Source organism: Bradyrhizobium altum, assembly GCF_020889705.1.
Taxonomy (GTDB): domain Bacteria; phylum Pseudomonadota; class Alphaproteobacteria; order Rhizobiales; family Xanthobacteraceae; genus Bradyrhizobium; species Bradyrhizobium altum.
Genome location: NZ_JACMYP010000116.1, coordinates 14,505 through 27,044 on the forward strand (window position 1 = coordinate 14,505; position 12,540 = coordinate 27,044).

Annotated in this window: 12 protein-coding genes; 8 read left to right on the forward strand and 4 right to left on the reverse strand. The window is 65.5% G+C overall.

Annotation, left to right across the window (positions count from 1 at the left end; translation table 11 throughout):
• Nucleotides 1-2 precede the first annotated feature (2 nt).
• From H8B02_RS25610 to H8B02_RS25620, 3 genes are read right to left on the reverse strand one after another with little or no spacing between them, the layout of a single operon-like run.
• Entirely contained in the window at nt 3-794 is a 792-nt protein-coding gene (locus H8B02_RS25610; protein ID WP_229168810.1) for an SDR family NAD(P)-dependent oxidoreductase, read from the reverse strand.
• Nucleotides 791-2,341 (reverse strand): class I adenylate-forming enzyme family protein, encoded by a 1,551-nt coding sequence (locus tag H8B02_RS25615; RefSeq protein ID WP_229168811.1) that lies wholly within the window; start codon nt 2,339-2,341, stop codon nt 791-793. The genes H8B02_RS25610 and H8B02_RS25615 overlap by 4 nt, the downstream gene beginning before the upstream one ends.
• Nucleotides 2,338-2,994, reverse strand: coding sequence for a TetR/AcrR family transcriptional regulator (locus tag H8B02_RS25620; RefSeq protein WP_229168812.1), 657 nt, complete (start codon nt 2,992-2,994; stop codon nt 2,338-2,340). Before H8B02_RS25620 ends, H8B02_RS25615 begins: the two co-directional genes overlap by 4 nt.
• Nucleotides 2,995-3,090: 96 nt before the next feature.
• On the opposite strand from H8B02_RS25620, the gene H8B02_RS25625 reads away from it, so the two are divergent.
• Both H8B02_RS25625 and H8B02_RS25630 read left to right on the forward strand, forming a co-directional pair.
• Nucleotides 3,091-3,510, forward strand: a complete 420-nt coding sequence (locus H8B02_RS25625) for a Zn-ribbon domain-containing OB-fold protein (RefSeq protein ID WP_229168813.1) — start codon at nt 3,091-3,093, stop codon at nt 3,508-3,510.
• 18 nt (nt 3,511-3,528) lie between these two features.
• Entirely contained in the window at nt 3,529-4,668 is a 1,140-nt protein-coding gene (locus tag H8B02_RS25630; RefSeq protein ID WP_229168814.1) for a thiolase family protein, read from the forward strand.
• Nucleotides 4,669-4,693: 25 nt separating this feature from the next.
• On the opposite strand, the gene H8B02_RS25635 is transcribed toward H8B02_RS25630, so the two are convergent.
• On the reverse strand, nt 4,694-5,329 hold the full coding sequence (locus H8B02_RS25635) for a TetR/AcrR family transcriptional regulator (RefSeq protein ID WP_229168815.1): 636 nt from the start codon (nt 5,327-5,329) through the stop codon (nt 4,694-4,696).
• Nucleotides 5,330-5,579: 250 nt separating this feature from the next.
• On the opposite strand from H8B02_RS25635, the gene H8B02_RS25640 reads away from it, so the two are divergent.
• Genes H8B02_RS25640 through H8B02_RS25665 form a run of 6 tightly spaced genes read left to right on the forward strand, consistent with a single transcriptional unit; the run spans nt 5,580 to nt 12,391 of the window.
• Nucleotides 5,580-6,890, forward strand: a complete 1,311-nt coding sequence (locus H8B02_RS25640) for a phytoene desaturase family protein (protein ID WP_229168816.1) — start codon at nt 5,580-5,582, stop codon at nt 6,888-6,890.
• 5 nt (nt 6,891-6,895) lie between these two features.
• Complete coding sequence (locus H8B02_RS25645) at nt 6,896-7,750, forward strand: ABC transporter ATP-binding protein (protein WP_229168817.1); 855 nt, start codon at nt 6,896-6,898, stop codon at nt 7,748-7,750.
• Nucleotides 7,747-8,538: an ABC transporter ATP-binding protein gene (locus H8B02_RS25650; protein ID WP_229168818.1), complete on the forward strand. Its 792-nt coding sequence runs from the start codon at nt 7,747-7,749 to the stop codon at nt 8,536-8,538. Before H8B02_RS25645 ends, H8B02_RS25650 begins: the two co-directional genes overlap by 4 nt.
• On the forward strand, nt 8,538-10,472 hold the full coding sequence (locus H8B02_RS25655; protein WP_229168819.1) for an AMP-dependent synthetase/ligase: 1,935 nt from the start codon (nt 8,538-8,540) through the stop codon (nt 10,470-10,472). The genes H8B02_RS25650 and H8B02_RS25655 overlap by 1 nt, the downstream gene beginning before the upstream one ends.
• Nucleotides 10,473-11,345: a branched-chain amino acid ABC transporter permease gene (locus H8B02_RS25660; protein WP_229168820.1), complete on the forward strand. Its 873-nt coding sequence runs from the start codon at nt 10,473-10,475 to the stop codon at nt 11,343-11,345. It begins immediately after the preceding gene.
• Complete coding sequence (locus H8B02_RS25665) at nt 11,345-12,391, forward strand: branched-chain amino acid ABC transporter permease (RefSeq protein ID WP_229168821.1); 1,047 nt, start codon at nt 11,345-11,347, stop codon at nt 12,389-12,391. The genes H8B02_RS25660 and H8B02_RS25665 overlap by 1 nt, the downstream gene beginning before the upstream one ends.
• The last annotated feature ends 149 nt before the right edge of the window (nt 12,392-12,540 follow it).

The following is a 12,540-nucleotide window of genomic DNA, read 5'->3' on the forward strand; positions in this document are numbered from 1 at the left end:
CCTCACAATGCGAAGGTAAAGCCGCCATTGACCGGATAGGTCTGGCCGGTGATCCACGCGCTCGCATCGGAGGCGAGGAACAGCACCATGTTGGCGACGTCGGACGGCAGGCCCGGGCGGCGAATGACGTATTTCTCCATCATCTTCTTCTGCCGCTCGGGATCGGCCTTCAGCCGCGCCTCGATCGCGGGCGTCAGCGTCGCGGCAATCGCCACGCAGTTCGCCGTGATGTTGTGACGGCCGAGCGAGCGCGCGACCGCACGCGTGAAGCCCGCGGCGCCTGCTTTTGCACCCGAATAGACCTCGAGGCCCGCCTCGCCGGCGCGGCCGGCATCCGAGATGATGGTGACGATGCGGCCGCCCTTGCGCTCGATCATCTGCGGGATGCAGGCCGAGGCGCAGTTGATGACGCCGTAGAGGTTGACGCCGATGAAACTGTTCCAGACCTCAGGACCGGTCTCCCAGAACGGCTTGCGCGCATCGGGATCGGGGGTCGCGCCGGCGTTGCCGGCATTGTTGACGAGCACATCGACCGGACCGAAGGCCTGCTCGGCCTTGCCGACCATCGCCTTCACCGAGGCGAGATCGGTGACGTCGGCCTGCACCGCGATCGCCTTGCCGCCGGCGGCATTGATTTCCCGCGCGACCTGTTCGGCGCGATCGAGGAAGTAGTCATTGACGACGATGCCCGCCGCATGGTGCGCGGCGAAATGCAGCGCGATCTGGCGCCCGACGCCCTGGCCCGCACCGGTGATCAGCGTCACCTTGCCGTTCAGATCAAGAATATCACTCATACGTTTCTCTCCCGTCCCTTCCAGTAGGGCTCGCGCAATTCGCGCTTGAGCAGCTTGCCCATGGTGTTGCGTGGCAGTTCATCGACGATCGACAGCGTTCGCGGCCGCTTGTACGAAGCCAGGTGGTCGCGGCAGAAGTCGAGGATCGCAGCCTCGTCCGCCGTGTGGCCCGGCTTCAGCTCGCAGAACGCCTTGACCTGCTCGCCGAACTCGTCGTCGGGGATACCGATAACAGCGACGTCCTGCACATCGGGATGTCTGAGGATCGCGGCCTCGATCTCGGCCGGATAGATGTTGACGCCGCCGGCGATGATCATGTCCTTGGCGCGATCGGTGATGAACAGATAACCGTCGTCGTCGAGCATCCCGACATCGCCGACGCGGAAGTATCCGTCGTCGTCGCACGTGTCCGCTCCGAGCGGCTTGCCGTTCAGATAGGAGCGGATCGTCACCGGCGTCCTGATCCAGATCTCGCCGGACTGGTTGCGCGGCAGCTCGCGCCCCTCGGCATCGCGAATCGAGATGTCGACATGCTTGTGCGGGCGGCCGCTGGAGCCGGGCTTGCGCTCCTGCATCTCAGGCGGCAGGAAGCTGATCATGCCTACCTCGGTCGCGCCGTAGCCTTCGCCAAGCACGCCTGCGCCGAAATAGCGGATGATCCAGCGCTTGAGCTCGTAAGGCACCGGCGCTGCGCCGACCGACAACGCGCGGATCGACGACACGTCGTAGGCGTCGAGCACGGCCTTCGGCAGCGCCGCGAGGCGCTTGTACATGGTCGGGACGCCGGTCCAGTTGGTGACGCTGTGCTTCGCGATCAGCCGAAGCGCGCCTTCCGGATCGAAACGGCGCATCAGGATCACCGGATTGCCGAGCTGGATCGCGCCCCAGACCTGCGAGGGCCCGGCGCCATGATGCAGCGGCAGCGTCAGCAGCGAGACGCCGCCCGGCTGGCCGCGCCGGGTCTGCGCGACGTCGCTGAGATATTCGCTGGTGCGTTGATCCATCTGCACGCCCGGCTGCACCACCGAGACCACACCCTTGGGCAGGCCCGTGGTGCCTGACGTGTAGAGGATCAGCGGCGGCCGGCCGGTGGAATGCAGCGGTGGCTCGGCAGGCCCGTCGAGCAGACCGGAGAATGCGACGAAGCCGGGCGACACTGTGCCGATCGAGACCGCGAGCTTGATCGGCAAGCCCTCGAATGCAGGCTTCAGCGCAGCCGGATCCTCATCGTCGCAGACGATGACCTGGGCACCGCTGTTGGACAGCACGTACTGCGTCTCCGACGGCGTCAGCCGCCAGTTCAGTCCGAGCAGCGAGCAGCGCAGCTTGCCGATCGCCTCGCTCAGGATCGGCCACTCGATCCGGATCTGGGTCCGCAGCACCACGATGTCGCCGGCAACCACGCCCCTGGCCGCCAGGCCATGCGCAACGCGGTTGGCCGCATCGTTGAGCTGCGACCATGTCATCCGGTGATCGCCCTCGATGAAGGCGACATCGTCGGGGCGATTGGCGGCCCAGTATTCGACGCCGTTCGGCAGGATACTCATTTCACCAGCCTCCGTTCGAGCGTCGCGATGAAGTGCGCGCTGACGACTTCGAGATCCAGTCCCTCCGGATCGACCAGCCACTGCGCGACCGATCCGCGCAGCGACGCGAGGATGAGCGCGCTTTCGGTCTCCGGATCGATATCGGCGCGCAATCGGCCCTCGGCCATTCCCGCCCTGAGGGCGGCAGCGATCTCGCCTCGCGTTTCGCGATTGAGTTTCGCCACGGTGGCCGTGATCGGCGGCACGGTGAGCGCGCCGGCCAGCACGGCGTGAAAGGCGCGCGCCATGACGGGGGTCCGCGCCGGCATCACGAAGTAGTATCGGCACGACGCGAGCAGGCTGTCGTAGCCGGTCAGCCCCGGCGCGGAGGCACGGCGCTCGGTGATGAAGGATTCGATGATGTAGGTACCGAGCGCCGACAGCAGATCGGCCTTGGTCTTGAAATAGTGCGACGGCAGACCGCGGCTGTAGCCGGCGCGCTCGCCGGCCTCCGCCAGCGTGATCGCCTCGAGCCCGTTTTCGGCCACGATCAGCGCAGCCGCTTCGAGAATCCGCCGCTCCGCTTCGTCGCGCCGCTCGACCTGGGTCCGCCGTGACACCGACACGGGCGCATCATCTTGCGGCTCCTGCGCGCGTCGAACTGCTCGTGCCATTCAGTTTCGCTCCCTTTGCCGTGCGGCGACTTCTTGCTTGCATTCAAGCTAGAATAATGTTTGTTGGTTGGTCAACAAGTTTCTTGGAGGAAACACATGCAACCGAACAAGCTATTGAAACCAGGCCTGTATTCCGCGACGTCCGGCGACCAGAAGGGGGCGACAGCCCGCCTCAAGGGCGGCCGTTGCCGCTGCGGATACGTCTTCTTCCCGATGCAGACCTATGGCTGCGAGCGCTGCGGCAGCCACGGCGATGCGCTGACGCCTTGCGAACTCTCGGCCAAGGGAACGCTGCTTGCGGAAGCAACCGTGCACCTCCACGCCGACAAGAACCGCCCGGCTCCCTTCACCATCGTCAAGGTCGCGCTCGACGACGGCCCTGTCATTCGCACCGTGCTCGCCGAGGACAGCGCGCCCGTCGCGCCGGGCCAGCGCGTGACCGGCAGGCTCGCCGCAATCGGACAAAGCGATCGCGGCGAGACCGTGCTCGATCTCCGCTTCAGCATCGCATCCTGATTGATCCGGAGGTTCGCCATGACACGATCACTCAACGAGCTGCGGCCGGTCTACGTCGTCGGCATCGGCTGGCATCGCTACCAAAACCCGAGCGAGACGCCCTATGTCGAGCTCGGCCTCACCGCGATCCGCGCCGCGCTTGCCGATGCGCGCATCGAATGGCCAGCGGTCGAATCGACCTATGTCGCGACCGCGCTGCTTGGCATGGCGTCGGGGCGGCCGATACTGCGCCATCTCGGTGCGACCGGCGCGCCGCTGATGCATGTCGAGAATGCGTCGGCGTCCGGATCGACCGCGTTCCGCCATGCCTGCATCGAGGTCGCGAGCGGCATCTCCGATATTGCCCTGGCGGTTGGCGTCGACAAGCGCAATCCGGTGCGGCGCCCCGACACCGGCATCGGAAATCTTGCCGAGGACGCCATCGTCCCCTTCACGCATTTCGCTTTGCTGACCAATGAATACGCGGTCCGCCACAACGGCTCGACCGAGGACATTGCCCTGGTCGCGGTGAAGAACCACCGCAACGGCGCCAAAAACCCCAATGCGCAGCGGCAACAGGAGCGCACGCTCGACGAAGTGCTCGGCGGCAAGCGGGTGTCGGGATCACTGACGGCGCTGCAATGCACGCCGATCGGCGAAGGCGCCGCCGCCGTGATCGTCGCATCCGAGGACGGCATTCGCAGGCTTGGCATCGACGCCGGCCGCGCCATTCGCACCACGGCCTCGGTCGGCCGCAGCGAGCGGGTCTATCCGCCCGGCGCCGGCTTCGACGCGGCGCTCACCAAGGAGACCGCCGACCTTGCTCTGGCGCAGGCCAAGCTAACACCGAAGGATCTCGACATCATCGAGCTGCACGACGCCTTCACGGTCGAGGAGCTGCACTACATCGAAAGCATCGGCCTCTGCCCCGAGGGGCATGGCGTTCGCATGCTGAAGGACGGCGCGCTCGATATCGGCGGGCAATGCGCGATCAATCCCTCGGGCGGCCTGATCGCGATGGGACACCCGATCGGTCCCACCGGTATCGGCCAGATTGGCGAGATCGTGATGCAGCTGCGTGGCGAGGCCGGCCCACGCCAGCATGGCGGCGCGCGCATTGGGCTGGCGCATATGGTCGGCGTCGGCGCGGTCTGCTACGTGCACATCCTGCAACGGTGACGCCGCCGCTCGAAGACGCGCCAGCTCACGCGCGCTGGCGCAGCGGCCGCGCGGCGTCCTTGGCCGGCACCGGCATGGTGAAGCCGTACAGGAACAGGTCCACCACCATGTCGGCGAACTCGCTGGGATCGACGCCGCCCTTCGGGTCGTACCAGGTGTGGCTGAAGTTCAGGATGCCGAACAGCATCATGCTGTAGATCTTCTTGGTCCGCTTGACGATCTTGCCTTCCTTGTCGAGCTTGACCAGGAGATCCGAGACCGTGTCGACGAGCTGGCGCTCCAGCGCCTTGATCGCATCCTGCTCGGTCTCGCCGAGGAACGAGAGGTCGTTGAGGATGACGCGCTGCTCGTCGCTCGAGCGCGCATTGAGCGCGACGATGGCCTGGATCGCGGCGCGGAACTGCTCCAGCGTCGCCGCCTTGCCGGCCATCGCGGCCTCGACATCGGCGATCATCTCGCGGATATGCGCATCAAGGATCGCGAACAGGATTGCTTCCTTCGAGTCGAAATAGTGATACAGCGCGCCGCGCGACAGCTTGCAGGCATCCGCAAGGTCGGCGATCGAGGCGCGCATGTAGCCCTGCCGCGCGAACAGGCCGCAGGCCGTGGTGAGGATGCCCCGCTGGATCTCGTCGTAATTTTCTGAGCGCGTCCGCGCCATACCCGTTTCTCTCGTGCACCTTGGCGCCGCCGGAATCGGACGACACCCGTCTCTCTATACTACTGCCGCTCCACGCCCTCCTCCCCTTTGCGGTCGCCATCCACCAGAACTCTTCCGTCGCCCGCCGCGGCGCGCGACCTGCGTCAAAAAATAATTTGAACGACCGGTCGGATTATATTAGAGTGCCTGCCATCAAGCAAGCAGATTGCGCACGCCGGAACCAATCCGGCGGCATCGAGGGAGGCTGCGCGTGGATTCTCACAAGGTCGATGCTGTCGTGATCGGAGCCGGCGCCGGCGGGCTGTGCGCCGCGGCGCGTCTTGCCCATGGCGGGCTGCATACGCTCGTCGTCGACGACAAGGATCGGCTCGGCGGGCGCGCCTCGACCGAGGAGATCGACGGCTTCAAGGTCAATATCGGCGCGATCGCAATCGAGTTCGGCGGCGTGTTCGAGGAAACCTTCCACACCGTCGGCGCACCGCTCGATATCCGCGCGCCGGAGCCTGCGAGCTCGTTCTTCATCGACGGCAAAGTGATCGATGTCGGCCGCGGTGGCTGGTCGCTGCTGCTCGGGCAGCTCACGAAACAGGCCTCGCGCATCCTGGAGAAATTCGCCGATGCCCGCTCCGGCAACCTGCCCGACGGGCGGCAATCGACCGAGGACTGGCTGAAGGGCTACACCAGCAACACCACTGTGCACGCGCTGTTCCGCAACCTCTGCGCGGCGATCTTCGCCTGTAATGCAGCCGAGCTGCCGGCCCGCGCCTTCCTCACCTATTTCACCAGCAAGGGCGCCTTCAAGAAATTCGGCTTCTGCCCGCAGGGCACGATCGGCGTCTGGAACAGCCTCGGCGGCGCGATCCGGCGCAATGGCGACATCTGGCTCGGCACGCCGGCGACGACGATCCACACCTCCGATGGCCGCGTCGAAGGCGTCACCGTGCTCCGAAACGGCGAGCGGGTGCGGATCGACACCGATCTCGTCATCAGCAACGCGGGACCGAAAGCCACCGTCGCGCTCGTCGGCAGCGAGGCCTTCCCGGCGGATTATCTCGCCAAAGTGAAGAACGACCTTCGCCCGGCCGCCAACATCGTCATCAATGTCGCGAGCCGCGAGCCGCTGATCAATCACCCCGGCATCGTCACCTTCGGTAAGACGCGCCGGCTCTGCAACATGGCGAACCTCTCCGCCACCTGTCCGGAACTCGCTCCGCCGGGCTGGCATCTTTACGTCGCATACGCCGTGCCGGTGCCGGCGCTCGGCGATTTCGACTCCGATGCCGAGGTCGCGCTCGCGCTCGAGGATCTTCGCGAGCAGTTCGCCAATTTCGACCACGCGAAAATCCTCTCGATCCGCGTGATGCGCGACGACTGGCCGGCGCAACGCAGCTGCGCCGGTTACGACCTGCCGCGCGAGACCGGCATCGAAGGCCTGTGGTGCGTCGGCGATGCCGTGAAGCAATACGGCAATGGCGGCACCCAGGCTTGTGCCGAGACCGCCAAAATCGTGACCGATGCGATCTTCGCCGCGCGGCCGCGCCGATCGGCCGGCCGGGTCTGAGCGCGATGCCGACGACCATTCCGCATTCGACGCCACCGGCAGCGCCCCAGGCCACACCGGCGCCGGAGTGCCTGCTCGAATTCCGCAACATCCGCATCGTCTACGACAACGCGATCGAGGCGATCCGCGATGTCTCGATCGCGGTGCCCGAAGGCAACATCGTCGCCCTGCTCGGCTCCAACGGCGCCGGCAAGTCGACACTGCTCAAAGCGATGTCCGGCATCCTCTACACCGAGGAAGGCGTGATCGAGAACGGCAGCATCCGCTTCCGCGACGACGAGGTGCATCATCTTGCGCCGGATGAGCTGGTGCGCAGCGGCATCGTGCAGGTGCCGGAGGGCCGCCGCGTGTTCGCGGCGCTGACCATCGACGAGAATTTGCAGATGGGTGGCTACACCAGGACTGGCGCCGAGGCGCGCGAGCGCCGCGACAAGGTGTTTGCGCTGTTTCCGCGGCTCTATGAGCGGCGCGACCAGATCGCCGGCTACATGTCCGGCGGCGAGCAGCAGATGCTCGCGATCGGCCGCGCGCTGATGACCGATCCGGTGCTGCTGGCGCTCGACGAGCCGTCGCTCGGTCTCGCTCCCCTGATCATCGACCGCATCTATGAGGTGATCGTCCGCCTGCGCGACGAGCTGAAGATGACCGTGCTCTTGGTGGAGCAGAACGCGCAGCGCGCGCTCGACATCGCCGACTACGGGTACATCCTGGAGACCGGTCGCATCGTGCTCGACGGTACGGCCAAAAAGCTCACCTCCAATGAGGACGTCCAGGAATTCTATCTCGGCGTCTCCTCCACCGGCCGCAAGAGCCTGCGCGACGTCAAGCACTACAAGCGCCGCAAGCGGTGGCTGTCGTGACCGCGCTGCTTGCAATCGAGAACCTGTCAAAACGCTTCGGCGGCCTGCAGGCGGTCGCCGATGTCAGCCTGCAGGTCGCGGCGGGCGAGATCTGCAGCGTGATCGGCCCGAACGGCGCCGGCAAGACCACGCTGTTCAACGTGATCTCGGGCGTGCTGCGACCGAGCGGCGGCCGGATCACCTTCGACGACATCGACCTTTCGACCATCTCGCCGTGGAAGTTCGCCGCCGTCGGCATCGGCCGCACCTTCCAGAATCTGGCGCTGTTCAAGCACGGCACCGTGGTCGAGAACATCCTGACCGGCCGCCACACCCATCTGCGCTCGACCGTGCTCGATGCCGTGGTGTTCTTCGGCCGCACCCGGAAGGAAGAGATCGCGGCCCGGCAGCGCGTCGAGCACATCATCGAGTTCCTCGAGATCGAGCACGTCAGGGACGCCGTCGTCGGCACGCTGTCCTACGGCCAGCAGAAGCGGGTCGAGCTCGCCCGCGCACTCGCGTGCGAACCAAAACTGCTGCTGCTCGATGAGATGGTTTCGGGCATGAACCAGGAGGAGACCGAGGACATTGCGCGCTTCGTGCTCGACATCCGCGACGAGCTCGGCATCACCGTCGTCATGATCGAGCACGAGATGCGCATCGTGATGGACATCTCTGACCGCATCCACGTGCTGAATTTCGGCCGCAAGATCGCCGAAGGCACACCCGACGAAATCAGGCGAGATCCGGCTGTCGCGGAGGCCTATCTCGGCGGCCAGCGCGCCGAAGCGATGAAGGCGGGCGCCTGATGTCGACGATGGACAGTTTTCGTACCGCGCATCCGCCGTTACAGGCCAGTGCAGCGCGTAGCGCAACCGTGGCAGGCGCCGACGCATTTCAGACTGCGCTCGACGATGCCTCGATCACCATCCCGCAATTGCTGCGGCAACGCGCCGCCATGCATGGCGATGCGCTGGCGCTGCGCGAGAAGGACTACGGCATCTGGAATCCCTATTCCTGGCGGCACTATTACGAGACCGCACGCGCGGTCGCACTCGGCCTGCTCTCGCTCGGCATCCAGCCGGGGGACCGGATCGCCATCGCCGGCGAGAACACGCCGGAATGGTTTTACGCCGATCTTGGCGCCCAGATGATCGGCGCGGTCGCGGTCGGCATCTATCCGACCAATCCCTGGGTCGAGCTGCAATATATCGTCAAGCATTCTGGTGCCCGGATCGTCGTCACCGGCGACCAGGAGCAGACCGACAAGGTGCTCGACGCGATGGCCAACAATGGCGGCCTGCCCGACCTCGAGGCCATCGTCTGCATCGACATGAAGGGCTTGCGCCACTACCGCCAGTCGGAGCTGATGTCGTTCGCCGCATTGTGCGAACGCGGCAAGGCGTACGCCGAGGCGAGCCCGGAAGCCAACAACACCCTCGACCGCCTGATCAGCCAGAGCGCGCCCGACGATGTCTGCATCCTGGTCTACACCTCGGGCACGACCGGCCCGCCCAAGGGCGCGATGCTGACCCATCGCAATCTCGTCTACGCGGCCTATGCCTACGCCAAAACCGTCGGCATTGCCGACAAGCCGTTCGAAGCGGTGAGCTATCTGCCGCTGTGCCACGTCGCCGAGCGCTGCTACGGCACGGTGACGCATCTGGTGCTCGGCGGCACCGTCTCGTTTGCGGAGTCGATCGACACCGTCGCAATCAACATCCGCGAGATCGCGCCGACGTTCTTTGTCGGCGTACCCCGCATCTACGAAAAACTGCAACAGGGCTTTTTGTTCAGGCTCGGCGAGAGCGGCCGGCTGCGGCAGGGTTTTACCAAGGCCTGCCTCGCCTGGGGCCGCACGCTGTCCGACCGCCGACAGGCCGGGAAAGCCAATTGGCTCGATCACGCCGTCTACGGGCTGCTTTACCTCCTGATGTTCCGCAATTTGCAGCGCCATCTCGGCTTCGCCCATAGCCGGCACCGGCTCTGCGCCGGCGCCTCGATCTCCCCGGAGACGCTGCGCTTCTTCGACATCATCGGCCGCCCGGTGTCGCAGGGCTACGGCCTCACCGAAAGCGGCGGCGTCGCCTTCATCCAGACCAAAAGCCATCACCGGATCGGCGGCTGTGGCGTGCCGCTGCCGCAGACCGAATGGAAGTGCGATAGCGATGGCGAGATCCTGCTGCGCAACCCCGGCGTCTTCAAGGGCTACTTCCTCGACGAGAAGGCCTCGACGGCTTCGCTGGAACAAGGTGGCTGGCTGCGCACCGGCGACATCATCGACATCCTCGACAATGGCGAGATCGCCGTGGTCGACCGCAAGAAGGCGATCATCATCACCGCCGGCGGCAAGAACATCGCGCCGTCGGAGATCGAGAACGCGCTGAAGGATTCCGAATTCATCAAGGAAGCGATCGTGGTCGGTGAAGCCAAAAAGTACCTCGGCGCCATCGTCCAGGTCGATTACGACAATGTCGGCCGCTGGGCGCGCGACCGGGCGCTGGCCTACACCAATTACAAGTCGCTGTCGCAGCTGCCCGAAGTACACGAGCTGGTCGCGCGCATCGTGGCCGAGACCAACAAGCGCTTCGCCCGGGTCGAGAACATCCGCCGCTTCGCCATCCTCGAGAAGGAGCTCGACCATGACGACGGCGAGCTGACTGCCACGCAGAAGGTGCGTCGCGCCATGATCGAGAAGAAGTTCGCGCGCGAGCTCGCCATCATCTACCAGGCGGAGGGCTGAATGCAGTATCTCATCCAGCTCCTGATATCGGGGCTCGCGATCGGCGCGATCTACGGTCTGATCGCCATGGGCTTTGCGGTGATCTACAAATCCACCGGGCTGGTCAATTTCGCGCAGGGCGAGATGACCATGATCACGGCCTATATCGCCTGGACGATCTCGACCACGGTCAGCGGCAATGTGTTCGTCGTCGCAGTCGGCGCAATCCTCGCCGCGGTCCTGCTCGGCCTCGTCATCGAGCGCCTGGTGATGCGGCCGATGCTGGGCGAACCGGTGTTCGCGACCGTCATGGTCACGATCGGGCTCGCGGTGATCCTGCGCTCGGCGATCAACTTCATCTGGGACGCCTATCCGCACGGGCTCGATATCGGCATGGGCCGCGGCATCGTGCATCTCGGCGGCATCGGCGTGCGCACCGGGCAGATTGCCGTGATCGTCACGCTGCTGGCGCTACTTGCTGCGATCTGGGCGTTCTTCCGCTACAGCAAGGTCGGCGTCGCGATGCGCGCGGTCGCGGCCGACGACCGCACCGCGCTGCTGATGGGCATCAGCGCCACAAAAGTCCATGCACTGGCCTGGGCCGCCTCATCCGTGATCGCCGGCATCGGCGGCGTGTTCTTCGCGCTGTCCTACGATCTGTCGCCGGCGATGTTCCAGCTCGGCCTGAAGGCGTTTCCGGCCACGATCCTCGGCGGGCTCGACGCCGTGCTCGGCTCCGGCCTCGGCGGGCTCCTGATCGGCATCACCGAAAACCTTGCCGGTGGCTATCTCGGCTCCGGCATGAAGGAGGTCGCGGGCTTTGCCATGATCATCGTGGTGCTGATGATCCGACCGTTCGGCATCTTCGGCGAACGCGACATCGAGAGGGTGTGATGCGCACGGGCGATTACAAGCAGACCTATGGCGAGCTGGTCGCGCTGATCGATTCCCCGCCGGTGTGGCTGTGGTCGACCGTGCTGCTGCTGGCGCTAATCGCGGCGCCCTTTGTGTTGAACTCCTACGCGCTGTCGTTCGTGATGATCATCCTGATCACGGTGACCGGCGCGCTCGGGCTCAACATCCTGACCGGCTACACCGGCCTGATCTCGCTCGGCCATGTCGGTTTCCTCGTCACCGGCGCCTATGCCTATGCGGTGCTGGTGTCGAAGTATCACATGCCGCCGCTGGTCGGCTTCCTCGGCGCCGGCCTGGTGCCGGCGCTCGCAAGCCTGATCGTCGGCGCGCCGTCGCTCCGGCTCAAGGGCCTCTATCTCGCGATCACCACGCTCGCCTTCTCCTTCATCATCAACACCGTGATCCTGGAAATGCGCTGGCTTACCAATGGCGCGCGCGGCATTCAGGTGCAGCGGCCGCAGATATTCGGCATCAGCTTCGACAGCGACGCGGCCTTTACCTATCTCTGCCTCGCCATCGCAGCGCTGACGCTGTTCGCCACCCTCAACATCCGCCGCAGCCGGGTCGGCCGCGCCTTCGTTGCGATCCGCGACAACGACACCGCGGCGCGCGTCATGGGCATCAATCTGCATGCCTACAAGCTGTTCGCCTTCGTCACCTCGGCCTTCATCACCGGCATCGCCGGCGCGCTCTACGGCATCTATCTCTCCTTCGTCAGCGTCGAGGGCTTTCCGTTCCTGCTCTCGATCGAGGCGCTGGCGATCCTGATCGTCGGCGGGCTCGGTTCCGCGCTCGGCGCGGTGCTCGGCACGGTCCTGATCGTGCTGCTGCCGGAGGCGACGAGGATCGTCTTCAGCCTGTTCAGCGCGCAGATGGACACGACGTTCACGACCGGGGCACAGGAGCTGAAGAGCATGCTCTACGGCCTTGTCATCATCCTGTTCCTGCGCTTCCAGCCGAGGGGGCTGGTCGGCGCCTGGCACGACATCAAGCGGACCTGGGTGCACTGGCCGCTGCGCTACTAATCAAAAAGAGACGCAAACACCATGAGGAGGAGACAATGATCAAACATCTGGCGGCGGCCGCGCTGCTGCTCACCACCGCCTGCCTTGCCATCGGCCCGGCGGCGGCCGCCGACCCCGGGATCACCGACAGCGAGATCCTGATCGGCGAC

Coding starts and splice junctions, on each gene's coding strand:
- H8B02_RS25610 (WP_229168810.1), bottom strand. CDS start 794: ATGAGTGATATTCTTGATCTGAACGGCAAGGTGACGCTGATCACCGGT.
- H8B02_RS25615 (WP_229168811.1), bottom strand. CDS start 2,341: ATGAGTATCCTGCCGAACGGCGTCGAATACTGGGCCGCCAATCGCCCC.
- H8B02_RS25620 (WP_229168812.1), bottom strand. CDS start 2,994: ATGGCACGAGCAGTTCGACGCGCGCAGGAGCCGCAAGATGATGCGCCC.
- H8B02_RS25625 (WP_229168813.1), top strand. CDS start 3,091: ATGCAACCGAACAAGCTATTGAAACCAGGCCTGTATTCCGCGACGTCC.
- H8B02_RS25630 (WP_229168814.1), top strand. CDS start 3,529: ATGACACGATCACTCAACGAGCTGCGGCCGGTCTACGTCGTCGGCATC.
- H8B02_RS25635 (WP_229168815.1), bottom strand. CDS start 5,329: ATGGCGCGGACGCGCTCAGAAAATTACGACGAGATCCAGCGGGGCATC.
- H8B02_RS25645 (WP_229168817.1), top strand. CDS start 6,896: ATGCCGACGACCATTCCGCATTCGACGCCACCGGCAGCGCCCCAGGCC.
- H8B02_RS25655 (WP_229168819.1), top strand. CDS start 8,538: ATGTCGACGATGGACAGTTTTCGTACCGCGCATCCGCCGTTACAGGCC.
- H8B02_RS25660 (WP_229168820.1), top strand. CDS start 10,473: ATGCAGTATCTCATCCAGCTCCTGATATCGGGGCTCGCGATCGGCGCG.
- H8B02_RS25665 (WP_229168821.1), top strand. CDS start 11,345: ATGCGCACGGGCGATTACAAGCAGACCTATGGCGAGCTGGTCGCGCTG.